At 63.9% G+C, this 23457-nt stretch carries 20 protein-coding genes, 1 tRNA gene and 2 pseudogenes; 14 read left to right on the top strand and 9 right to left on the bottom strand.

The window, feature by feature from the left end; all coding sequences use genetic code 11:
- Positions 1-763: pseudogene (locus FHP89_RS21285) on the bottom strand (IS3 family transposase); the annotation flags it as partial.
- A 57-nt stretch (positions 764-820) separates the two neighbouring features.
- Here FHP89_RS21285 and FHP89_RS21395 point away from each other — a divergent pair.
- A pseudogene (locus tag FHP89_RS21395) lies at positions 821-1093 on the top strand (transposase domain-containing protein); the annotation flags it as partial.
- Positions 1094-1133: 40 nt separating this feature from the next.
- On the opposite strand, the gene FHP89_RS20730 reads toward FHP89_RS21395, so the two are convergent.
- The 5 genes from FHP89_RS20730 to ftsY all read right to left on the bottom strand — a co-directional run bounded on the left by FHP89_RS20730 (position 1134) and on the right by ftsY (position 7337).
- Positions 1134-2096, bottom strand: a complete 963-nt coding sequence (locus tag FHP89_RS20730) for a transglutaminase family protein (protein WP_186300302.1) — start codon at positions 2094-2096, stop codon at positions 1134-1136.
- Between the two features lie 2 nt (positions 2097-2098).
- Positions 2099-4570: a circularly permuted type 2 ATP-grasp protein gene (locus tag FHP89_RS20725; RefSeq protein WP_144177836.1), complete on the bottom strand. Its 2472-nt coding sequence runs from the start codon at positions 4568-4570 to the stop codon at positions 2099-2101.
- 87 nt (positions 4571-4657) lie between these two features.
- Complete coding sequence (gene ftsX / locus FHP89_RS20720) at positions 4658-5557, bottom strand: permease-like cell division protein FtsX (RefSeq protein ID WP_144177846.1); 900 nt, start codon at positions 5555-5557, stop codon at positions 4658-4660.
- Entirely contained in the window at positions 5557-6219 is a 663-nt protein-coding gene (locus FHP89_RS20715; RefSeq protein WP_144177834.1) for a cell division ATP-binding protein FtsE, read from the bottom strand. The genes ftsX and FHP89_RS20715 overlap by 1 nt, the downstream gene beginning before the upstream one ends.
- Complete coding sequence (gene ftsY, locus FHP89_RS20710) at positions 6216-7337, bottom strand: signal recognition particle-docking protein FtsY (RefSeq protein ID WP_144177830.1); 1122 nt, start codon at positions 7335-7337, stop codon at positions 6216-6218. Before ftsY ends, FHP89_RS20715 begins: the two co-directional genes overlap by 4 nt.
- A gap of 231 nt (positions 7338-7568) precedes the next feature.
- On the opposite strand from ftsY, the gene FHP89_RS20705 reads away from it, so the two are divergent.
- The 5 genes from FHP89_RS20705 to FHP89_RS20685 are packed head-to-tail and all read left to right on the top strand — an operon-like array spanning position 7569 to position 11543.
- Entirely contained in the window at positions 7569-8900 is a 1332-nt protein-coding gene (locus tag FHP89_RS20705; RefSeq protein ID WP_144177844.1) for a M16 family metallopeptidase, read from the top strand.
- A 20-nt stretch (positions 8901-8920) separates the two neighbouring features.
- Entirely contained in the window at positions 8921-10252 is a 1332-nt protein-coding gene (locus FHP89_RS20700) for a M16 family metallopeptidase (protein ID WP_260851697.1), read from the top strand.
- Positions 10249-10788 (top strand): 16S rRNA (guanine(966)-N(2))-methyltransferase RsmD, encoded by a 540-nt coding sequence (gene rsmD, locus FHP89_RS20695; protein WP_144177814.1) that lies wholly within the window; start codon positions 10249-10251, stop codon positions 10786-10788. The genes FHP89_RS20700 and rsmD overlap by 4 nt, the downstream gene beginning before the upstream one ends.
- Entirely contained in the window at positions 10785-11276 is a 492-nt protein-coding gene (coaD, locus tag FHP89_RS20690; protein ID WP_144177812.1) for a pantetheine-phosphate adenylyltransferase, read from the top strand. The genes rsmD and coaD overlap by 4 nt, the downstream gene beginning before the upstream one ends.
- Before the next feature lie 15 nt (positions 11277-11291).
- The gene (locus tag FHP89_RS20685; RefSeq protein WP_144177810.1) at positions 11292-11543 is read left to right on the top strand and encodes a YfhL family 4Fe-4S dicluster ferredoxin; all 252 of its coding nucleotides are present in this window, start codon (positions 11292-11294) and stop codon (positions 11541-11543) included.
- A 74-nt stretch (positions 11544-11617) separates the two neighbouring features.
- On the opposite strand, the gene FHP89_RS20680 is transcribed toward FHP89_RS20685, so the two are convergent.
- Together FHP89_RS20680 and mutM are read right to left on the bottom strand one after the other, a co-directional pair.
- The gene (locus FHP89_RS20680) at positions 11618-13573 is read right to left on the bottom strand and encodes a dynamin family protein (protein WP_144177808.1); all 1956 of its coding nucleotides are present in this window, start codon (positions 13571-13573) and stop codon (positions 11618-11620) included.
- A gap of 140 nt (positions 13574-13713) precedes the next feature.
- Complete coding sequence (mutM, locus tag FHP89_RS20675; RefSeq protein WP_144177806.1) at positions 13714-14526, bottom strand: bifunctional DNA-formamidopyrimidine glycosylase/DNA-(apurinic or apyrimidinic site) lyase; 813 nt, start codon at positions 14524-14526, stop codon at positions 13714-13716.
- 167 nt (positions 14527-14693) lie between these two features.
- On the opposite strand from mutM, the gene FHP89_RS20670 reads away from it, so the two are divergent.
- The 8 genes from FHP89_RS20670 (at position 14694) to ychF (ending at position 21405) form a co-directional block, all read left to right on the top strand.
- The gene (locus FHP89_RS20670) at positions 14694-16439 is read left to right on the top strand and encodes a tetratricopeptide repeat protein (RefSeq protein WP_144177804.1); all 1746 of its coding nucleotides are present in this window, start codon (positions 14694-14696) and stop codon (positions 16437-16439) included.
- A gap of 86 nt (positions 16440-16525) precedes the next feature.
- A complete protein-coding gene (locus FHP89_RS20665) occupies positions 16526-17002 on the top strand; it encodes an outer membrane lipoprotein LolB (protein WP_186300300.1) in 477 nt (158 codons plus the stop codon).
- Complete coding sequence (gene ispE, locus FHP89_RS20660; protein ID WP_144177790.1) at positions 16999-17838, top strand: 4-(cytidine 5'-diphospho)-2-C-methyl-D-erythritol kinase; 840 nt, start codon at positions 16999-17001, stop codon at positions 17836-17838. Before FHP89_RS20665 ends, ispE begins: the two co-directional genes overlap by 4 nt.
- A 19-nt stretch (positions 17839-17857) precedes the next feature.
- Positions 17858-17934, top strand: a tRNA-Gln gene (locus FHP89_RS20655).
- Between the two features lie 83 nt (positions 17935-18017).
- Complete coding sequence (locus FHP89_RS20650) at positions 18018-18968, top strand: ribose-phosphate pyrophosphokinase (RefSeq protein WP_144177788.1); 951 nt, start codon at positions 18018-18020, stop codon at positions 18966-18968.
- A 78-nt stretch (positions 18969-19046) separates the two neighbouring features.
- Positions 19047-19685: a 50S ribosomal protein L25/general stress protein Ctc gene (locus tag FHP89_RS20645; protein ID WP_144177786.1), complete on the top strand. Its 639-nt coding sequence runs from the start codon at positions 19047-19049 to the stop codon at positions 19683-19685.
- A 32-nt stretch (positions 19686-19717) separates the two neighbouring features.
- Positions 19718-20317, top strand: coding sequence for an aminoacyl-tRNA hydrolase (pth, locus tag FHP89_RS20640; protein WP_144177784.1), 600 nt, complete (start codon positions 19718-19720; stop codon positions 20315-20317).
- The gene (gene ychF, locus FHP89_RS20635; RefSeq protein WP_144177783.1) at positions 20314-21405 is read left to right on the top strand and encodes a redox-regulated ATPase YchF; all 1092 of its coding nucleotides are present in this window, start codon (positions 20314-20316) and stop codon (positions 21403-21405) included. Before pth ends, ychF begins: the two co-directional genes overlap by 4 nt.
- A 97-nt stretch (positions 21406-21502) precedes the next feature.
- On the opposite strand, the gene FHP89_RS20630 is transcribed toward ychF, so the two are convergent.
- Positions 21503-23455, bottom strand: coding sequence for a sensor domain-containing diguanylate cyclase (locus tag FHP89_RS20630; protein WP_144177781.1), 1953 nt, complete (start codon positions 23453-23455; stop codon positions 21503-21505).
- Positions 23456-23457: the final 2 nt, after the last annotated feature.

Genomic DNA, 23457 nt, shown 5'->3' with positions numbered 1-23457 from the left:
TGCTCGAGCACCTGGATCACATGGCTGCCCGGCATGGCATGGGCGACGGCGATGTCGATGCACTCGTGGCTGAAGTCGTCGGCCACGGTCAGGCATTTGAGCCGGCGACCGCTGGCGAGCGCGTCACTGACGAAGTCCATGCGCCATACCTCGTTGAGTCTTGTCGCTACCTGCAGGGGCCGGCGCTCGCTGCGCAGGCGCTTCTTGCTGCGTTTGCGAACGGACAGGTTCTGCTCTCGATAGAGCCGATACACCTTCTTGTGATTGGTGCCGGGAAAGTCGCTGCGCAGCATGTCGTGGATGCGTCGATAGCCGAAGCGGCGCCGTTGATGCGCCACCTCGCGGATACGTGCGATCAGATTCTTCGTTTGCTCATCAACGCATGGCGGATGTCGCCACGCATCGCGTGACAGCCCCATAAGAGCACAGGCACGTCGTTCCGAAATCCGGCACTGGGCCAGCATCGTCGTGATCGCGCCTCGTTTGTCTTGTGGGGCTAGCGCTTTACCCGGAAAGCAACCTTGAGCGCCTCGATATCCAGGTGCGCCTCAGCCAGCAGTTTCTTGAGCTTGGCGTTCTCGCTCTCTAGATCTTTGAGCCGGCGCGCCTCCTCGGCGTCCATGCCGCCGTACTTGGCGCGCCATTTGTAGAACGTCGCATCGCTGAACCCGCCCTGGCGGCACAACTCCGCGATCGGCATGCCGGCTTCGGCTTGCTTCAGGAACCCGATGATCTGTTGTTCGGTAAATCGACTCTTTCTCATGCCCGTCATTCTCCGTCGTGACGGACCCCACTGCCAATCAGGTGGTACGGCTGTCGGGGAGCAGGTCACATCGACAACAACTGGATCGAGAACCAGATCCGGCCGATCGCGCTCGGGCGCAAGAACTGGCTATTTGCCGGCAGCCTGCGCGCGGGGCAACGCGCGGCCGCCATCATGAGTCTGATCCCGTCTGCGCGGCTCAACGGCCACGAGCCCTTTGCCTATCTGAAGGATGTGCTCGAGTGACTACCTGCGCAGCCTTATAGCCGGATCGGGGAATTGCTGCCGCATCGCTGGCAGGCACCTGCATGGCGGATGGCCGCGTGCTGAGTCCAGGTGGGTTTGCCGGGCGCTTACTCAAATCCGTCCTTCACTCGCTCAGATGCCGATGCAGCGCGCGATCGAAGGATGTGCCGTTCTCGTAGATCAGTGAAAATTCGGCTTCCGGGACGACGGTAACGGAAATGTCGAGGGTGTGGCTGCCCGCGCCGAGGATGACGCCCCGGACGGGAGAAACGTCGGCGAAATCTCGGCCCCAGCCGACGGTAATGTGTTCGAGCTGCGGTGTTGTGTTGTTGGTGGGGTCGAAGTCGAACCAGCCTATGCCGGGGCAGAAGACAGAGACCCAGGCGTGGGTGGCGTCTGCGCCGATGAGTCGCGGCTTCCCTGGGGGCGGCAATGTCAGCAGGTAGCCGCTGACGTATCGGGAAGCAAGGCCGATCGAGCGTAGGCAAGAGATCATGACATGACTGAGGTCTTGGCAGACGCCGCGCCGTTTTGCGAATACTTCGGTAACTGGGGTGGCGACGTCCGTGGCTTCGGGATCGAAGGTGAATTCGCTGAAAATCCGTGCCATCAGGTGTTTGACGCCGGCCAGTAGCGGCCGCCCTGGGGTAAAAATCTCAAGTGCGTATGCGGCGAACTCCCGTTTTAGCCTGATGTTGGGTGACTCGAAGCAGAACGGACTGGCCTCCAGGATTTCGGGCGTGAGTGGGCGTCCTGCTCGATAGGCCAAGGTGTCCCGAACCTGCTCCCATGGGGGGCTTTCGTCAAATGCGATGTTTTCAGGTGGCGTGAGTTCGACCCAGGACTCGGCACGGATGAGTAGGTGTTCGTGGCTGCTTTCGAGGTCGATGGTGCGAACGCGATTGCCGAAGCTGTCGATCCAGTCTTCAGCCCGGGAAGGCTCGGGATTGATCAGAAGTCGGTGCGAGAGGCAGCGCTGGCCTTCGAGGGCGCGGGGCGACAGGCGGATCATCTGGCGCGACTCGCTGACCGGATGGGTGTAGCGATAGATGGTGTCGTGCAGCAGATGATATCGGACGGCGCTCATGCTCAGTGTTTCCGGACGTCTGGCGCGGTATGGGTGAAATAGCGCTCGTGCAGGTTTTCGGATAGGTCCGAGGTGTCGTCAGCAATCTTTGCAAGCACCGCCGCGAGTGCCTGGCAGGCGTCACGCGTGTCCTCGGCTTCAAAGCGGGTGAGATCAAATTGGTGCAGCGCTGCGCGCATGACGCTGAGTGCGTCGACGCGGGCGTGGCCGACGTCACGACTGATGCGGTCGAGTTCGACATCGAGTTGATTGATTTGAAATATCACCGCGTGTGGGTTCGTGTCGTCAAAAATGAGAAGGTGCAGAACAGGCAGCACTTCTGGCGATCGTCGGTAACGGGCACGGTAGGTGACGATGGCGTTGGTGGTTTCCAGCAGCCACTCAAGGCTGCGTTCGCGGGCGTCATCTTCGAAACTCAGGGCGACGTCAATCAGGGCTGCGAGCCGGTAGAGTCGCTCGATGCGACGGCCGAGAATAAGGAAGCGCCAGCCTTCGTCGCGCGTCATGTCGTCGAGGGCAAAGCCAGCCAGAGAAATGCAGTCGAGCATGGTGCGGTCAACGGCGGCAAGCGCTTGACCGACGGACTGGAAGGGTTGCTCGAACAGACGGGACATCCGGTTCAGCGCATGCCAGTTGTCGGAGGACATGCGCTCTCGTACCTGGCCTGCGCTATAGACGAGTTGCTGAGACATGTTGGCCAGGGAGCCGATCTGCAAGGGGTCGCATACCGCTGCAATAACGACTTTTTCGATTGCGTCATCGGTTGCGTCAGGCTCTGGCGCTTGCGCAAGAATATCCATGTGATGGCAGGCGGCGAGCAGGTCAGGCAGGCACGACTCGTCGTCGTTGTCGCCCGTCGATAGTCGACTGAGCGTGGCGCGAAGCAGGCGAGCCGTGGCTTCGCTGCGCTCGGTGTAGCGACCCAGCCAGAACAGGTTGTCGCCAACGCGTGATGGCACGTCCGATCCGCCACAGACCAGGTCGATCACGCCAAGCCGCCGCTTTAGCAGGCTGACGCGTCGAACCGGGCCGCTGGCACGAACCCAGACGTCCTTGGAGATCCCGCCGCGTGGCATGGAAAGGACTTCCTGATGGGGGCTGGCGGCCACCCGCCCGAGCGCGCCAGGCATGACGGTGTAGCCATTGCCGGTCGCGACGGCAAACAGGCGCAGGCCGACCGTACGCGCCTGGAGTCCATCGCCCCCCCATATGGGCGCCTGTGACATCGGAATCCATTCTTGTGCAACGTAGGCGTGGGGTTGCGCGCGAAGCTTGGCGATCATTTCGTCGCGCTCGGCGCCTTTGAGGTTGTGGCCGAATACGGCGGGCTGGCCCATATCGGAAAATGCGGGTTTGATGACCAGGTCGTCGAGGTGTTCGATGGCGTGATCCAGCGCGGCGGCTTCGCCGCACCACCAGCTGGCGACGGACGGCATGGCCAGCGGTTTGCCCAGCAGACGTTCGGTAATGCCTGGCAAAAACCCGAAGATCGCGCCGGATTCGAGGACGCCACTACCCAGGGCATTGCTGATCAGGACGCGCCCGGCGCGCGCCGCGGCGAGTAAGCCCGGCACCCCTACCGCCGAATCGGCGCGCAATTCAAGCGGATCGCACAGATCACTCTGGAGTCGCCGAAAGATGCCGTGAACCCGGCGCAAGCCGCGAAGCGTTTTGAGGTAGACGGTGTTGTCGCGCACGGTGAGATCGCGACCTTCTACCAGCGGATAGCCCAGATAACGGGCCAGGAAGGCGTGTTCGAAATAGCTCTCGTAGCCCGGTCCCGGGGTGAGCAGCACGATGAGCGGCGGTTCGCCGTCGGTTGGCGCCAGACGCGAGAACCCGTCGAGAAGCGTGCGGAAAAAATCTGCCAGCGGCTGAACTTGCAGTTGGCGAAACGCGTCCGGAAAGGTCTTGGACAGGATGATCCGGTTCTGGAGGCTGTATCCCGCGCCTGCCGGGCTTTGCGTGTGATCCGCAATCGCCCACCACTTGCCGTCGGGGCCACGGGCGACGTCAACCGCATAGGTGTTCAGGAAGACGTTACCGGGCGGGCGGATGCCGACACAGGGCCATTTGAAACTGGGTTGGCCGAAAACGAGCGCGGAGGGCAGCAGGCCTTCGGCGAGGAGATGCTGCGGACCGTAGAGGTCGCCGAGCATGGCGTTGAGCACCGATGCACGCTGCGCAACGGCCGAGGCGAGGTATTTCCATTCATCGGGCGCGATGACCAGGGGGAGCGGATCGAGTTCCCATGCATGTGGCGCTTCATGGTCTTTGGCATGAACGTTGTACGAAATTCCGTCGGCGAAGATGGAGTCCGATACGAGCTGGGCGCGGGCGCTGACCCCGTCCAGGCCAAGTGCGTCCAGCCGCGCAACCAGTGGCCGCCACTGAAGGCGAACATTGCCGCTGGCATCCAGCAGTTCGTCGTGGCGGCCCGCCGGGGATGAGTAGGTGCTGAGAAGTGTTGACATGGCGAGTGTGGGCGTTGGGGTCACATGATCGCATGCGGTGCCCCTGAATGGTGCGCTTGAGGCTCGCCAAGTGTGTCGTTGCCGGGGCTATTCGCTCTCGCGTAAGTGGCGTCGCACGGACAGTGCGGTGCCTAGCCAGCCGAGTGCGATGGCAACCACAAGCAGGCCGGTAACTTGGGTTGGGTTTGGGCCGTTGAGCGCAAATACGGCGCCGTAGGCTTGCGCCAGCGATTCGACCGAGCCACGCAGCAGCGAGATGCTGGCCGTGACGATGGTCCAGGCCACCAGGCCGCCAAGCAGGCCTTGCAGGCATCCCAGCCAGTAGAACGGGCGGCGGATGAAGGCGTCGGTGGCGCCGAGCAGGCGGGTGACATCGATCTCGGCCCGCTGGGTGAGAATCTGAAGGCGGATGGTATTGAAGGTGATGATCACCAGCGCTGCGCCGAGCAACACCGCCAGCAAGCTGACGCCGAGCTCGACCAGTGACAGCAGGCTGTGCATGCGCTGCACCCAGGCCGCGTCGAGCTGGACGTGATCGACCTTGGGCCATGCGGCGAAGGTTTGGTGGAGTTGTTCGAACAGCGCCGGGTCTTCCTGGCGCGGCGTGACGATGAACGCATGCGGGAGCGGATTGCGCTCCAGACCGTCGAGCACATCGGCCAGGCCGTTATCGGCGAGTTGCTTGAGCGCGACATCGCGCGGGACGAACTGCACGCCCGACAGATTGTCTTGCTTGCGCAGGCGCGACTCCACCTCGGTGACGTCGGCGTCGGTGGCGTCGAGCGACAGGTACAGGCTGATCTCCGGGCTGCCGGTGACGCCACGCGCCAGCGAGGCGACATTGTCGACCAGCAGGAAGCCACCCGCCGGCAATGCCAGCGCGATGCCGACCACCAGTGCCGACAGCAGCGTGCCCAGCGGCTGATACAGCAGGCGCCCGATGGCGTGGGCGATGGCTTTGCGGTGTTGGTATGACCAGGCGCCCATCATTCGGCCCCCTCGATCAGGTGTCCCTGGCGCAGCACCAGACGGCGCGGGCGGGTCTCGGCAAACAGGGCCGGGTCATGGGTACACACAATGACGGTGACGCCCACCGATTTGAAGGACTGGAACAACTCGGCGATCTCGTGCGCATAGGCCGCGTCGAGGTGAGCGGTGGGCTCGTCGGCGATCAGGATGGACGGCCGTTTGACGATGGCCCGGGCGATGGCGACGCGCTGCTGCTCGCCGCCGGAGAGGCCGATCGGCATTTCCTGGTCGCGACCGCCCAAGCCGACGCGGTCGAGGGCGGCATGCACCCGGCGTGCCGCGTCTTTGGGCGCCATGCCGCCGATGACCAGTGGCAGCACGATGTTGTCGAACACGTTGCGGTCGTAAAGCAGGCGGTTGTCTTGCAGCATCAGGCCCAGGCTGCGGCGCAGATACGGAATGCCAGCGCGCGGCAGATGGCTGACGTCCTGGTTGTTGATCAGCACGCGACCTGAAGTGGGGCGCTCGAGCACCGGGATCATCTTGAGCAGCGTGCTCTTGCCGGCGCCCGAGTGGCCAGACAGCACCACGAGTTCGCCGTGGCGCAACTCAAAGCTGACCTCAGACAGCGCCTCGTGCCCGCCCGGGTAGCGCTTGGATACCTGCTCAAAGACGATCATTCGGCGCGGGGCTTGGTGGATTCAGATTTGGCAAACAGCGCATCGACAAACTCGCGCGCCTTGAAGGGGCGCAGATCGTCGATGCCTTCGCCGACGCCGATGAAGCGCAGGGGTTTCGGACACTGGCGCGCGATGGCGGCCAGAATGCCGCCCTTGGCGGTGCCGTCGAGCTTGGTGATGACCAGGCCGGTAACACCCACCGCGGCGTCGAAAGCCTTGACCTGCGCCAGCGCGTTCTGCCCGATGTTGGCATCGAGCACCAGCAGCACTTCGTGTGGCGCGGTGCCATCGGCCTTGGCGATGACGCGGCGAACCTTGGCGATCTCTTCCATCAGATGCATTTGCGTCGGCAGGCGGCCGGCGGTGTCGGCTAGCAGCACGTTGGCGCCACGTGCGCGCGCCGCGTTAACTGCGTCGAACATCACGGCCGCCGCGTCGCCGCTTTGCTGCGCGATCACGTCGACCCCGTTGCGCTCGCCCCAGGTGATGAGTTGTTCGCGCGCGGCGGCCCGGAAGGTGTCGCCCGCAGCGAGCAACACCTTTTTGCCCTGGCTTTGATACCAGTGGGCCAGCTTGCCGATGGAGGTGGTTTTGCCCGAGCCATTGACGCCGGCCACCATGATGATGAACGGCGTGTGCGTGTCGGCGGTCAGCGGGGCTTCGAGGGGGGTGAGCAGGGTGGTCAGTTCGTCGACCAGCACGGCCTGGAGTTGATCGGCGGTTTCAAGTTTGTCGCGCTTCCAGCGTTTGCGCAGGGCGTCGATCAGGTGCGTGGTGGCCTCGATGCCGCAATCGGCCATCAACAGCGTGCTTTCGATGTCTTCGAGCAGCGCCTCGTCAATCTTGCGCAGGCCGAACATGTGCGCCAGACCACCGCCCAGTTGCTTGCGCGTGCGCGCCAGGCCGGCCTTGAGGCGATCGCTCCAGGAGCTTTTTGTCGGGCGCTGGGCGGGCGCCGATTGGGCCGCCACGATGGCCTCGGGCGCCGCTGGCGGGGGCGCGACAGGCTCGGGCCCGATTTCGGTTGGGACGTCATTATCGACGACCGCATCGGCATTTACCGGGGTATCCGAGGGGGCGTCGTTTTTGGCGGGCGATTTTTTGAAGAAACCAAACATGGCGGTTCAGGTCACAGAAGTTGTTTGCCGGGGCTGCTGGCAGCGCAAGCTGCGAGCGGCTAAGATGGCCCGCCGGTCCGAAACCGGGCGAAGGCCGAATTTTATCAGATGCAGGATGCGTGCATGAGATTGTGGAAACGGTGGTGTGATCGCACGGCCTTTGGGCGTGACGAGACAATCGCGGCCCGTCGTGGTGGGCGGCCCTGGCCGGCGGTCGGCGCCTTGGCGCTGATGGCTGCCTTCAGCGCGCCCGTGGCCCAGGCCAATCCCTTCGAAACCCGGCTGGACAACGGCATGCGGGTGGTCGTCAAGGAAGATCGGCGCGCCCCCTCCGTGGTGCATATGGTGTGGTACGACGCCGGTGCGATGGACGAGGTGGCGGGTAGCTCCGGCGTGGCGCATGTGCTGGAGCATATGATGTTCAAGGGCACGGACACTGTCGGGCCAGGCGAATTCAACAAGATCGTCGCCGGCGTGGGCGGGCGTGACAATGCCTTTACCAGCTACGACTACACCGCTTATTTTCAGCAGGTGCCGGCGGATCAGCTCGAGCGGATGATGACGCTTGAGGCCGATCGCATGCACAAGCTTCAGCTCACCGATGAGGCCTTTGCCAAAGAGATTGAGGTCGTCAAGGAAGAGCGCCGGCTGCGCACCGAGGACAAGGCGCGTGCGCTGGTCTATGAGGAATTGATGGCCACGGCGTTTCACGCGCACCCGTATCAGCGGCCGGTGATCGGCTGGATGACTGACCTCGACCGGATGACGCCGGAGGATGCGCGTCGCTGGTATCGCGACTGGTATGCCCCCAACAACGCGACCCTGGTCGTGGTCGGCGATGTCGATCACGAGGTCGTCTTCCGTCAGGCGGCCAGTACCTATGGTCAGGTGCCGGCGGCGCAGTTGCCCTCGCGTCCGGTGGTCGAAGAGCCGCCGCAGCGCGGTGTTCGGCGAAGTGTGGTGCGCGCGCCGGCCGAGTTGCCCTATGTGGCGATCGCCTGGCCGACGCCGACATTGCGTGATCCGGCCAAGGATGCCGACGTGTACGCCCTGCAGGTGCTCGCTGCGGTGCTCGATGGCTACGATGGGGCGCGTCTGTCTCGCACGTTGGTGCGCGACAAACAGGTCGCTCAAACGGCCGGCGCGGGCTACGACGGCATTGCGCGCGGCCCCTCCCTGTTCTATCTGGACGGTGCGCCGGCGCCGGGCAAGACGCTGGCCGAGGTCGAAGCGGCGCTGATCGGCGAGCTGACGCGGATTCAGACCGAAGGCGTGGCCGAGCACGAGCTGGCTCGCGTCAAGACGCAGGCGGTAGCGAGCCGGGTGTATCAGCGCGACTCCTTGATGGGGCAGGCGATGGAGATTGGCGGCCTGGCGGCGGTCGGCTTGTCATGGAAGGACGAGGCGACCTTGCTTGAAGGCATTCGCAAGGTCAGCGCCGAGGATGTGAAGTCGGTCGCCCAAAAGTATTTCCCGAAAGATCAGATGACGGTGGTGGCGCTCGAGCCCTTGCCGATTGCGGCGGAGATGGCGCGACGCCCCTCCGTCAAGACGCGTCATTGAGGGCCCTGAACATGCGCGCGATGACTCGTATTTTATTTTCCGCCTGCCTGGCGCTCTCCACGAGCGTGGCCTTTGCCGGCGTCGATATTCAGCAATGGGTGGCGTCGACCGGCGCTCGGGTGGCGTTTGTCGAAACCCATGCGCTGCCGATTGTCGACATCCAGGTCGACTTTGCCGCCGGCAGCGCTTACGCCCCGGCCGACAAGAGCGGTCTGGCCGGACTCGCTGCCAGCCTGCTTGACGCGGGCACCCGGCAGCGCGATGAGAATGCGTTGGCCGATCGCTTCGCGGATCTGGGTGCGCGCTTTGGCGCAGGCGCCGAGACCGATCGCGCCAGCGTGACACTGCGGACCTTGTCAAACGCGACCGAGCGCGTGGCCGCGATCGATCTGCTGGCCGAGGTGATCCAGCAGCCGGCCTACCCGCAGGCCGTGTTTGAGCGTGAGCGGGCACGGGCCATTGCCGGGCTGAAAGAGGCGCAGACGCAGCCGGGCTATCTGGTGGAGCGTGCGTTTGGCGTGGCGGTGTATGGCGACCACCCCTATGGTCGCGCCACCAGCGAAGCCAGTCTGAACGGCCTGACCCGAGACGATGTGGTGGCGTTTCATCGCCAGCACTACACGGCCGCTGCGGCGCATGTGAGCATTGTGGGCGATCTGAGCCGCGCCGAGGCCGAGGCGATTGCGGTGCGGCTGACCGAGGGGCTCGCCAAGGGCGAAGCGCCGGCGGCCTTGCCGGCGCCCCCGCTGCGCGAGCGCGCGGTGGTTCGGGTGGCGCATCCGGCCGCACAGTCCCATGTGTTGATCGGCATGCCGGGCTTGACCCGGGACGACCCGGATTACTACGCGCTGGTCGCTGGCAACTATGTGCTCGGTGGCGGCGGATTTGTGTCCCGACTGATGAAAGAGGTCCGTGAAAAACGCGGGTATGCCTACAGCGTGTACAGCTATTTCGAGCCGCAGCGCGTGGCCGGGCCGTTTCGGATCGGTCTGCAAACCCGCGGTCAGCAGGCCGACGATGCGATTGCCGTGGTGCGCGATACCCTGCAGCAGTTCATCGCCGAGGGCCCGACCCAAGAAGAGCTGGACGCGGCCAAAGGCAATATCGTCAATGGTTTTGGCCTGCGTCTGGATTCCAACGCCAAGCTGCTCGGCTATGTCGGCGTGATCGGTTTTTACGGTTTGCCGGCCGATTGGCTGGTGCAGTACCCGCGTGCGGTGTCGGAGCTGACCGTCGAGCAAGTGCGCGATGCCTTCCAGCGGCGTGTGCTGCCTGAGCATCTGGTGACCGTGATCGTTGGCGGCGAGGGCGATACCACCGCGGCGGCATCCGGCGCTGCACCTGCCCGGTGAGCCGCCTGCGCATTGTCGGTGGGCAGTGGCGCTCGCGTCAGCTGTCGGTTGCGCAGGTACCTGGCCTGCGGCCGACACCCGACCGCGTGCGCGAAACCGTGTTCAACTGGCTGGGCCAGGATCTGACCGGCTGGCGCTGCCTCGATCTGTTTGCCGGCACCGGTGCCATGGGGCTGGAAGCGGCATCCCGCGGGGCCGCGCAGGTGGATCTGGTAGAGCTTGATCCGCGCGCTTTTGCGGTATTGCAGCAGCATGTGAAGGCGCTGAACGCAACGCAAGTAGGTGTGTTTCGCGGCGATGCGGTAAAATTTGCGGCGTCCGTACGTCAAGCCTACGATCTGGTGTTTCTGGATCCGCCCTATCACAAGGGTTGGCTGACGCGCGTCGAGCCGATGATTTCCCATCTGCTGCGACCGGATGGCTGGATTTATGTCGAGGCAGAGACGCCGGTTGAGTCGCTGGCCGATTGCGATGTCGAACGATCAGGAAAGGTCGGGCAAGTGTGCTACCAGTTGATGCGGAGACGAGCGGAATGATAGATGGGACGGTGATCTACCCGGGGACCTTCGATCCGCTCACGCGCGGGCATGAAGATCTGGTTCGACGTGCGTCGCTGTTGTTTCGCAAGGTGGTGGTGGCAGTGGCCGCCAGCGCGGGAAAGGGGCCGATCTTTTCGCTCGAAGAGCGGGTCGGGCTCGCTCAAGACGTGCTGGGTCGCTACGACAATGTCGAGGTCGTTGGTTTTGATGGTTTGTTGATGGATTTCGTGCGGGCACGTGACGCACGCGTTATTCTTCGCGGCCTGCGGGCGGTCTCGGACTTCGAGTACGAATTTCAGATGGCGGGCATGAACCGCAAGCTCTTTCCGGATGTCGAAACCGTGTTCATGACACCGGATGAAGAGCACATGTTTATTTCCGCCACCATGGTGCGCGAGATTGCGCGCCTTGGGGGCGATGTCAGTCAGTTTGTTCAACCAAGCGTCTTGGAACAGCTTCGGTTGAAGCTTGAACGGAAGCCATAAGGAGAGGATTGAGTCATGGCCCTGATTATTACCGACGAATGCATCAACTGCGACGTGTGTGAGCCGGAGTGCCCGAACAACGCGATTTACCAAGGGGACGAGATCTATGAGATCGACCCCGATAAGTGCACCGAGTGCGTGGGCCACTTCGATGAGCCGCAGTGCCAGCAGGTGTGTCCGGTCGACTGTATCCCGCTGGATCCGGACCGTCCGGAGACCCACGATCAGCTGATGGAAAAATTCGTCAAGCTCACCAGCAAGAGCTGATCGGGCCGGCGCGTCCGGTCAAAAAAAAAGCGAGGCGCGCCGCCTCGCTTTTTTCCGTTCACGCCGCGCTGTGGTCAAGCCGCTTTGGCGTTGGTGTCTTGCGCTGGTGCGCCGCCGCCCAGCGCCTTTCGCACGTCAGAGGCGACGGCATCCAGGTCGGTGCGCAGCTTGATAAGCACGTCTTCGTGTTGCTGCAGTTCGACAATGCGGTCTTCGAGCGTGTCGGTGGCCTGGTGAATGCGCTTGACGCTCTCGAGGCGGCGCTTGAGCTGCAACTGGTATTCGCGCACCTGGGTTTCGAGCGGCGACATGACGGCGCGCAGCCAGTGTTCGACATCGCGGTTGGCCAGCTCAAAGGTGCGCCTCGCCTGAACGGCGATGGTTTCGAAAAACTTCTGCGTCAGCGTGTGTTTTTCGGTGGTGAGCAGCGTCAGCGGCGTGTTGAGTTGATGGTTGAAGGCTTGTTCGAGTCGGTCGATTTCCCGCTCGTAGCGCGAGGTCGAGAAGGCCGACGGCGGCGCGAGCTTGAGCCCGTGCTCGACCGAGAAGCGCTTGTACATCGCGTTGAGCATGCCGGAGATTTCTTCGACTTCATCTGAGGACTTGCGCAGGTTGCTGCGCAGATGCTTGAAGAAGTCGACCATCGCGTCGCGTAGTCCGCGCGAGAAGCTCGAATCGAGCATGGCTTCGCGGGTCCGGCGGGTTTCGTCGCGCAAGGCGTCGAGGCCCAGGTGGCCGAGCAGGTTGTTGGTGAGGTTGGTGAACACGCTACGCACGGCGTAGTACTTTTTCAGGCCGTCTTCGAACTCGGCTTTTTCGGAGCGGATCTTGCGCATCATGTATTCGATGACGCTCTGGTTCTTGCCGCGCAGTTCGGTCAGTTCGTTGAGTTGTTCGCGCACGCCGGTCAGCCGTGAGGCCATCAGGCTGTCGGCGTGCGAGACCAGGTCGTCGGTTTCGGCGAGCGTGGCGTTGCGGACGATTTGCTGCTTGGCCGGCAGGAGTTGGTCGGTCAGCGCGTCTTCGAGTTTTGCGACCTGACTGCGCTCAAGCAGCGCCTTGTCGCCCTGGATGCGCGCCAGCAGCGCTTTTTGCGCCGACATGGGGAAGATGTGTTCGGGCTTGAGTGACAGGTTGCGCGCCACGGCCTGGACCTGACGGTCGAGCTCGGCCTTGATGCGCGCTTCGTCACGCAGGCCGTCCCACAGGCTGTCGATCTTGTTGAGGACGACCAGTCGGCCGTCGCGACGTTGCCCTGCGTTGACATACTCGCGCCAGACGGACAAGTCGCTCTGGGTGACGCCCGTATCGGCGGCCAGGATGAACAGTACGGCGTGCGCATTGGGCAATAACGACAGCGTGAGTTCGGGTTCGGCGCCGATCGCATTCAGGCCCGGGGTATCGAGAATGACCAGGCCCTGCTCGAGCAGCGGGTGACGGAAGTGGATGATGGCGTGGCGCCAGGACGGAATTTCGACCTGCCCGGTGTCGTCCGGCTGCAAGCCGGCCTCGCCTTGTGGGTCGATGGCAAAGCCCAGGGCCTCGGCGTCTTCGGGGCTGACCAGACGGGTTTCTCCAACGCGCGCCATGGCCGCCTGGAGGGCGTGAGCGGAACTGGTGTCGAGCGGGTACTGCGTCCACATGTCGGGGAAGCGCTTGAGTTCGCCGACCGTGGTGTGCTCACGGCGGGACTCGATGGGGAGCAGGCGGATCTGCGGCGTGTCGCCTTCTGACCACTGCAACTCGGTCGGGCACATGGTGGTGCGCCCGGCGCTGGAGGGCAGGACCCGGTCGCCGTAGTCGGAAAAAAACAGGGCGTTGATCAGCTCGGACTTGCCGCGCGAGAACTCCGCCACAAAGGCGACGGTAAGTTTGTCTTCGCCCAGGCGGTCGAGCACGTATTGCAGCCGCAGGTCACCCTGCGCGTCGCCGATTTCGTTCTGGCTGAGCCAGTGGCGAAGTTGTCCGACCGTGCGCGCGGCGTCCGTGCGCCACCGGCTGTATTGAGAAAACTGATCGATAAGTGCCATGTGGGGCCCTGTCTGTCTCGCCGGAATCGGCACATTGGCCGAGCCTATTGCAAGCTATTAGCATAGCGCCCGGCCAAGCGCAGGCCAAACCCGAATTGAGCGTGGTGTGTGGGTGGTCGCCGGCGTGCGACGAACGGTCGTCAGCGCCGCTGGCAGTGGGCGCAGAAGAAGGTCGAGCGCTGTGCCTGGGTGATTTTGATGATCGGCTTTCCACAGCGGCGGCAGGGCTCGCCGTCGCGGCTGTAGACAAAATATTGCTGCTGAAAGTAGCCGGGCTTGCCGTCGCCACCGACGAAGTCGCGCAGGCTGCTGCCGCCGGCGGCGATGGCTGCGGTGAGCGTGTCGCGAACACACTGCGCAAGTCGGGCGCAGCGCGTCGGCCCGAGGCGCGCGGCGGGGGTGAGCGGATGGATGCCGGCGCGAAACAGGCTCTCGGCGGCGTAGATGTTGCCGATGCCGACCACGTTGTGATTGTCCATCAGCCAGGTTTTGATGGGTGTTGTGCGTTTGCGCGTTGCGTGATGCAGCCAGGTGCCGTCAAAGATGTCGTCCAGCGGTTCGATGCCCAGGTGGCGCAACGGGTTGTCGGCGGCGGTGTCGTCCAGCCACAGCAGCATGCCGAACCGCCGCGGATCGCGGTAGCGCAGGCACAGATGGCCAAAATCCAGGTCGATATGGTCGTGCTTTTCCGGCGCCGCGCTGGGCGCGACCAGCCGCAGGCTGCCAGACATGCCGAGGTGCGCGAGGAGCACGCCCGTGTCGAAGCCGAACAGGAGGTACTTCGCGCGCCGCGTGATGTCGCGTAGCGTTTGCCCGGTCAGCTGGCCGGCGAGCGTCGGCGGGACGGGGCGGCGCAGCGTCGGGCATCGCACCGTGACGCGGCGAACGGCATGGCCGACCAGATGCGGCGCCAGGCCGCGTCGGGTGGTTTCGACTTCGGGGAGTTCCGGCATGGTCGTGTCCTGATTGCGATATCGCATTGTAGGCGCTCGCCGCGGCTTGCCCAGACGCCCGAAGCTGCTAACATCCCGCGAACCAGCCGTAAAAAATGCGCTCCAACCCGGAGTGCGCAGCCTTTTAGGCGGCAATGCGCTTCATTCATTGATTTTCAGGATCCACCATGTCTTTGACCTCGACGCTTCGTCGGCCCCTGCTTCGCCTCGCCATGCTCATGGCGGCCGGCTTTGCGCCCAGTGTGGTGTCGGCGCAGGCCGCTGCGACCGAGCCGCTGCCTGAGCCCGTGGCCGCGGACGTGTTGCCGCAGGTGGGGATGCCTGGCCAAGTCCTGTTGCCCCAGGTCTTGTATGGCGTCCTGCTGGCCGAGATCGCGGGCGCCCGCGGCCGCGTCGATGTGGCAGTTCCGGTCTATCTGGAACTGGTGCAGCTCACGCGAGATGTGCGTGTGGCGCAGCGCGCGACCGAGGTGGCGCTCTATGCGCGCCGTCTCGACGCGGCGCAGCAGGCCGCCGCCGTGTGGGTAGAGCTTGACCCCGATTCGACCGATGCCAAGCGGGTGCTGGCCGGCACCATGGGGGGCGGCAACGTCTCGAATGAACAAATTGCCATGCGCCTGGCCGAGGCGCTGGCCACTTCCGGCGCGCGCTTGCCGGGCGACTTGCTCAGCCTGAATCGTGTGCTGTCTCGCATGCCGGACAAGACCGCGGTGCGTCAGATTGTCGAGCGCGTCACCGAGCCCTACCTGGATTACGCCGAAGCCCATTTCGCCCGTGCGCACTCGGCCTTTGCCGCGCGCGATGAGGCGGCCAGCCTGGCGGCGCTCGATGAGGCGATTCGCCTGCGGCCAGCGTGGGATCAGCCGCTGTTGCTCAAGGCGCAGATCCAGCATGGCACCGACCCGGCGCTCGCGGCCAAAACCTTGGCGGCCTATCTCGAACAGAACCCCGACAGCCTCACCGCACGTCGCGCCTACGGGCGGGCGCTGGTCAGCGTCAAAGACTATGTGCAGGCGCGGCAGGCTTTTGAGGCGGTTCTGGTGCAGGAGCCTGACGATCAGTCATCGCGCTATGCGGCGGCCATGATTGCCCTCGAAGTGCAGGATCTGGCCGCGGCCGAGCAGCATCTCGAGCACTTGCAAAGCGACGGCTACCCGGACAAAGACGCCATCCAGATGGCGCTGGGGCAGATACTCGAAGCGCGCGGCGATCAGGCCGGCGCGCTGGCCCATTATGACGCGGTGGCGCAGTCGCCGCGGCGGGAGCGCGCGCAACTTCAGATTGCACGCATGTTGTCGCAGGGCGGCGCCGTGGACGAGGCGCGGGCGCGGCTGCAGGCGCTCGGCAGCAACCCCGACGAGCGATTGAACTACCTTTTGCTTGAAGCGCAAATGCTGCGCGACGCTGGCCAGCTGGATACCGCGCTGCAGGTGACCGATGACGCTCTGCAAGCCGCCCCTGACAATGCCGACCTGCTCTATGAGTCGGCCATGCTGCTGGAGCGCCTCGGGCGTATCGAAGCCATGGAGGGCCGCCTGCGCAAGCTGATCGCGCTCAAGCCCGACTATGCACATGCCTACAACGCGCTGGGGTACTCGCTCGCCGATCGCAGTCTGCGGCTGGATGAGGCGGAGCAATTGATTCGCAAGGCGGTTGAACTGTCGCCGGGGGATCCGTTCATTCTGGACAGCCTGGGCTGGGTCCGCTTCCGTCAGGGGCATCTGGCCGACGCCCGGTCGATTCTCGAAAAAGCCTACACGCTCCGGGCCGACCCCGAAATTGCCGCGCATCTAGGTGAAGTGCTGTGGTCGCTTGGTGACCAGAAAACGGCCCGCGAAACCTGGCAGGCTGCGGCCGCCAAGCATCCTGATAGCAGCGCTCTTAAGGCGGTCATGCGCCGATTTGGCTTGTGATTCGCGTCATCCTGGGGGGCATTGCGGCGTTGATGATCGCCGGATGCGCCACGATCACAGAACCGACCTTGCCGACGCCCGCATCCATGTTGTCGCGGCCCGTGCTGGCAAGCTTCAATGTGACCGGTCGCCTCGCCGCCCAGCGTGGCGAAGAGGCCGTGCACGGCCGCTTCTCGTGGCGACACGCCGCCGGGCAGGACCACTGGCAGTTCTTTTCGCCGCTAGGGCAGATGGTGGCCGAGCTTGAGTCTTCGGGCGGCGTGGCCGTGCTGCAGATGGCGGACGGCGGTCGGCATGTCGCCCCGCTGAACGAACTGCTCGCGCGCATGCTTGGCGCCGATGTGCCGGTGGCGCTTTTGCCACGCTGGCTGCAGGCGGGCGTCACGCAGGTGGACGATGTTCGTGAGCGCGATCCGCTCGGGCGGCCGCAACGGGTTGTCGAGCAGGGCTGGGAGGTGCGTTATCGCACCTATGCCGGTGACAATTTCAACGCCGCGCCGCGCCTGGTGGAGGTGAGCCGCGGTGATGTGAGTTTGAAATTGCTGGTCGAACAGTGGCAATGAGCGACACCCTGAGCGCGCTGGCGCCCGCCAAACTCAACCTGTTTTTGCATGTCGTCGGTCGCCGGCCCGATGGCTACCATTTGCTGCAGACGGCCTTTCGTCTGCTCGATTGGGGCGACCAGCTGCAGTTTCGTCGTCGCGACGATGGCCAGATTCTGCGAATGACCGATGTGCCCGGCGTGCCAGCCGAGCAGGATCTGGTGGTGCGCGCGGCGCGGCGACTGCAGGCGGCGGCGGAGGTGTCCGCCGGGGTCGAGATCCATGTCGACAAAGTGTTGCCAATGGGCGGGGGGCTGGGCGGCGGCAGTTCCGATGCCGCGACCACCTTGTTGGCACTCAACCGGTTGTGGCGGCTTGACTGGCCGCGCGCGCGGCTGCAAGCGCTGGGGCTTGAACTGGGCGCCGATGTGCCGTTTTTCATCTTTGGGCGCGATGCGTTTGCCGAAGGAGTTGGCGAGACTTTGACGCCCATGTGCTTGCCGCCGTCCTGGTATGTGGTGATCGCGCCGGGCGCGTCGGTGCCGACCGCTGAAATCTTTTGCGCGAAGGAGTTGACGCGTTCGACGGAAATCATCAAAATGCCGGACTTCGCGATACACACCACTCGCAATGATTTGCAGCCGGTAGTGTGTCATCGGTACCCGCAGGTCGCTGATGCGATCGACTGGTTGAATCACCACGCAGCGGCGCGGATGACCGGTTCGGGCGCTTGTGTTTTTGCCTCCATGGAGAGTGAAGCACAGGCCCGACAGGTTGTTGCGCAGTGCCCCGAACGGTGGCAAGCGTGGGCGGTGAGTAGCCTTCAAAGGCACCCACTGTACGACTGGGCGGTGTGATCGGCGCGAAACGATTAATTGGGGAGTCGCCAAGTTGGTTAAGGCACCGGATTTTGATTCCGGCATTCGAGGGTTCGAATCCTTCCTCCCCAGCCAGCATTGACGTCGGGCAGGCATGATGCCTGCCCGACGTGTTTTTGCGACCACGATCTGAATCTGATTGTCATCGGAGAAGCAGTATGGCTCACGGCAGCCTGATGGTCTTTACCGGCAACGCCAACCCGAAACTTGCCTCGGATGTGGTTCGTCGGCTGGGTATGGCGCTCGGCTCGGCGACGGTCGGCCGGTTTTCCGATGGCGAGGTCAATGTCGAACTGTTGGAGAACGTGCGCGGCAAGGACGTGTTCGTCCTGCAGCCGACTTGCGTGCCGACCAACGACAATCTGATGGAGATGGTGATCCTGGTCGATGCGCTCAAGCGCGCGTCGGCGGGGCGTATCACCGCCGCCATCCCGTATTTCGGCTATGCCCGTCAGGACCGCCGCCCCCGTTCGGCCCGCGTGCCCATCACCGCCAAGGTGGTGGCCAACATGCTGCAGGCCGTCGGTGTGCAGCGCTTGCTGACCATGGACTTGCACGCCGACCAGATCCAGGGGTTCTTCGACATCGCGGTGGACAACATCTACGCGGCGCCGGTGCTGCTGGCCGACCTGGACAAGCAAAAGTATTCCGACCTGATGGTGGTGTCGCCTGATGTGGGCGGTGTGGTGCGCGCGCGTGCATTTGCCAAGCGCATGGAATGCGACCTGGCCATCATCGACAAGCGCCGTCCCAAAGCCAACGTGTCGGAAGTCATGAACATCATCGGTGAGGTCAAGGACCGCACCTGCGTGATCATGGACGACATCGTCGATACCGCCGGCACCTTGTGCAAGGCGGCTGGTGCGCTCAAGGAAAACGGCGCCAAGCGGGTGCTGGCTTACTGTACCCACGCGGTGCTGTCGGGTGCCGCGATTTCGCGGATCAACGATTCCGAACTCGACGAACTGGTGGTCACCGACACCATCCCGCTGCGCGATGATGCGCGCGCCTGTAGCCGCATTCGTCAGGTATCGGTGGCCTCGCTGCTGGCCGATACCATGCTGCGTATCAGCAATGAGGAGTCTGTGAGCTCCTTGTTTATGGATTGATTTTTCCCTGACGGCGTTGTCGTCAGGTTTTTTTGGCCCGTCTGGTCGCGGATGGGCCTGTCTTTAAGTGGAGTTGTCATGGATATCACTATCAAAGCCGCCAAGCGCGTCGAGCAGGGATCGAGTGCGAGCCGCCGCCTGCGTCGTGCTGGTCAGGTGCCGGCCATTCTTTTTGGTGCGGATCAGGACGCCGTGAGCGTCACCCTGGACCACAACCAGATGTATCACCTGCTGCACAAAGAAGCCTTCCACGCGTCGATCCTGAGCATCGATGTCGATGGCACGGTCGAGCGCGCAGTGCTGCGTGATGCCCAGTGGCACCCGTACAAGCAGCTCGTGCTGCACATGGACTTCATGCGCATCAAGACCGGCGTGGCCATCACCATGAAGGTGCCTTTGCACTTCACCAACGAAGAAGCTGCACCGGGCCTGAAGCTCCAGAACGGCATCGCCTCGCACATCCTGACCGACGTGGAAGTGTCCACCCTGCCGCGTAATCTGCCGGAGTTCATCGAAGTCGACCTGACCGGCATGAATCTCGGCGATTCGATCACCATCGCTCAGTTGAAGCTGCCCGAAGGTGTTGAGGTGATCGATCACGGTCACCCGGATCAGGTCGTTGTCACCATCCTGTCGCCGCAGGTCAAGGAAGCTGACACCGAAGAAGCGGAAGGCGGCGAAGCTGAGGTTGGCGGCGGGGACGCGGCCGAAGAGTGAAGCCCTCGGGCGTGACAGGATTGGATTGACGCATGAGTTCAAAGCCTCCGCGCCTGATCGTCGGCCTCGGGAATCCCGGGGCCGAATATACCGAAACCCGGCACAACGCCGGGTTTTGGTTTTGTGAGCGCCTGGCCGATATGATGGGCGTCCGCTTTACGCGGGAAAGCCGGTTTCATGGCCAGGTGGGGAAAGGGCCGGAGGGGGTGTGGCTGTTGATGCCCGACACCTTCATGAATCGATCCGGTCAGTCGGTCGGGGCCGTGGCCCGTTTCTATCGGATTGCGCCGGACGAGATTCTGGTCATCCACGACGAACTCGATATCCCCCCCGGACAGGCACGACTCAAATTCGGCGGTGGCCTGGGCGGGCACAACGGGCTCAAGGACATCACCAGCCATTGCGGGACGCAGGATTTCTGGCGTTTGCGCCTCGGGATCGGACATCCGGGCGATCGCAACGCCGTGGTCAGCTATGTGCTGAAGCCCCCGCGCAAGGAAGAACACGAGGCCATCGACACCGCCATGGAGCGGGCGCTGTCGGCCTGGCCGGATATTGCACGTGGCGCTTTTGAAGTGGCCACACAGAAGATCAATGCGCGCCCCGCGCGCGGCAAGGAAGCGACACCATGAGTTTGAAGTGCGGCATTGTCGGACTGCCCAATGTGGGCAAGTCCACCCTCTTCAACGCGCTGACCAAATCGGGCATCGCTGCGGAAAACTACCCCTTCTGCACCATCGAGCCGAACGTCGGCATCGTTGAAGTGCCCGATCCGCGCCTGGACGCCTTGTCGGGCATCGTCAAGCCGCAGCGCGTGCAGCCGGCGATTGTCGAGTTTGTGGATATCGCCGGGCTGGTGGCGGGTGCGTCGAAGGGCGAAGGCCTGGGCAACCAGTTTCTGGCCAATATTCGCGAGACCGACGCCATTGTGAACGTGGTCCGCTGCTTCGATGACGAGAACGTGGTGCACGTGTCCGGCCGGGTGGACCCGATCGCTGACATGGAAACCATCGTCACCGAGTTGGCGCTGGCCGACATGTCGGCTGTCGAAAAAGCGCTGCATCGCGAGAGCAAGAAAGCGCGCGCAGGCGACAAGGACGCCAAAAAGCTGGTGGAAGTGCTAGAGCGTCTGCTGCCGCACCTGAATGAGGGGCGCACGGTGCGCACCATGGGGCTGTCGGCCGACGAGATCGACCTGATTCGCCCGCTGTGCCTGCTGACGATCAAGCCGGCCATGTATGTCGCCAACGTGCTCGAAGATGGCTTTGAGAACAACCCGCACCTTGATCGCCTGAAAGCACTCGCCGAAGGCGAGGGCGCGCCGGTGGTGGCGGTTTGTGCCAAGATCGAGCAAGAACTGGCCGACCTGGACGATGAAGACCGCCTGGCCTTCCTGGAAGACCTCGGCCTTGAAGAGCCGGGGCTGAACCGGCTGATCCGCGCCGGCTACCGCTTGCTTGGTCTGCAGACCTACTTCACTGCGGGAGTGAAGGAAGTGCGGGCATGGACCATCCATGTCGGCGATACCGCGCCCCAGGCGGCCGGCGTCATTCACACTGACTTCGAGCGCGGCTTCATCCGCGCCCAGACCATTGCCTACGAAGATTTCATTGCCTGCGGTGGCGAGCAGGGCGCCAAGGAGGCGGGCAAGATGCGCGCTGAAGGCAAGGACTACGTGGTGCAGGATGGCGACGTCCTGAATTTCCTGTTCAACGTTTGATGTTCAGCGCGCCGTTCCGGTGCTACCCGATAAAAAGCCCCGACCGTCGGGGCTTTTTGTTATCTGCTCGGGGTCCGATGCCGGTGCCGGCCTTCACCTAGTTTGCCGTTCTGGCAGGACGTGCCGCGGGCCGGGTACTTGCGCCAGTGCGCGGTGTGGGTGCTGCCGCGTTGTGGACCACGTGGCGACTGCCGCCTTGTCGTTTGGCCTCATACATGGCACCGTCGGCCCGCGCCAGCAGCATTCGTGAATTGGTGCCGTCGTCCGGGTAGATGGCCACCCCGACGCTGCCGCCGAGCAGATACTGCCGATCACCGGCCTCAATCGGTTGTGCCAGCGCCTCGGTGATTTTTTCGGCCACCATGCGGGCGGCTGCGACGTCTTCGATGTCGGGCAGGATGGCAACGAATTCGTCGCCGCCCAGCCGCGCGACGGTGTCGCTGGCGCGAATGGCCCCCTGAAGCCGTCGCGCGACCGCCACCAGCACCACATCGCCGATGGCGTGGCCGGCGGTGTCGTTGATGATCTTGAAGTTGTCGAGGTCGATAACCATCACCGCCAGGCGCTGGTCGCGGCGTGAGGCCTGGGCGATGGCCAGGTGCAGGCGATCGTCGAGCAGCCGACGGTTGGGTAGCCCGGTGAGCGTGTCGTGATAGGCCAGGTGCCGGAACTGCTCCGAGCCACGCATCTGTTCGGTCACTTCGGAGCCGATGCCGTGGTAGCCCGCGAAATTACCCTGGGTGTCGAAGGTGGGGTTGCCACTCATCGAGAACCAGCGCACGTCTTGTGCGTCCTGGCTGCCATGCCAGATGAAGTCGCGGAACGGTTCGTGGCGCTCGATCTGTTGCTGAAGCGCGGACCAGCGCTCGGCGCTGACGCCGGAAATATGATGCAGCGCGCCGAGGGTCCGGCCGTAAGCGGCGGGCCCTAGCTGGGCCCGCTCCAGGCCTGGGCCGCTGACATGGGTGAAGCGCAGCTTGTCATCCCACTCCCAGTACCAGTCCGAGGTGAGCGTGATGAGTTGGCGATAGCGTGCTTCGGATTCGTGGAGTGTGGCCTCGGAGCGCAAGCGCGAGGTCAGATCCTGGCCAAGCCAGACCACGCCTTTGTCGAGGTGTTCGGCGTCGACCGCCTCGGCAGTAAACTCGACCCATAGCAATTCGCCGCTGGATCGGCGCAGGCGAATTTTTGTGCGAAAGGTGAGACCACTGGCCAGGGCATTGCGCGCCCGGTCGGCGTTGCGATGCCATTCCGCGGGGTCGGCCAGCCATTGCCACAAGGGGCGGCCACTGAGCCGGTCTTCGGACTCCCCGACCATGTTGGCGAAGCGGCGATTGCATTTGATCAGGCGCTCGCCGCGGGTGAACAGGATGGCTTCGCTGGCGCTGTCGAGAATGACGCGTTGCTCTTCGGCGAGGGTGTCGCTGCTGAGTCGCTGCGCGACGGTCGAGGTGAGTGTCAGGTGGAACAGTTCGTGGAGCGCGCCAAGCATCGCGGCGAAGACGCCCGTGGCGATGGCGGCTTGAGGCAGCGCCATGGGCGGGTCGGCGGCCAGTGTGGCGATGAGCGGGCCGATTCCCGGAATGATGAAGGCGAAAAAGACCAGTCGGCTGGGGGCGCAGATGCCCGTGCCGCCGAGCGCGACGATGCCCAGCAGCATGATGACCAGCGTCTGTGCGCCACTATTGGGGGTGTCGTTACCGAGTAGCGGGAGGGCGCCCCACAACGCGCCGACGAAGAAGGCGTTGGCCGCGAAACACCATTCGAGCCGGCGCAGCGATTCGCCAAGCTGAGGCCAGGTGGCGCTGGCGCGAACCAGGCGGGCCGAAGTGAAGATGCCGATGATCATGGCAGCGCCCCAGGCGAGCAGCAGCAAGGGGTCGGTCGCGGGCCACAGCCATACCAGGGTGCCAAAGGTGCCGGCGAGCAGGGCGAGGATGCCGGCCCGGACGTTGACCGCCAGCAGACGCAGGGATTCGGCGTGCGCGCGCCGCGCTAAATCCTGTGCGCGTGCATGTTTGTGTCTGTGCTGGCGAAGTGATGCTTCCATGC

It is taken from the genome of Denitromonas ohlonensis, from assembly GCF_007625205.1.
GTDB lineage: Bacteria > Pseudomonadota > Gammaproteobacteria > Burkholderiales > Rhodocyclaceae > Nitrogeniibacter > Nitrogeniibacter ohlonensis.
The sequence above is the reverse complement of the archived record's forward strand: the minus strand, read 5'-3'. Positions and strand labels throughout refer to the sequence as shown.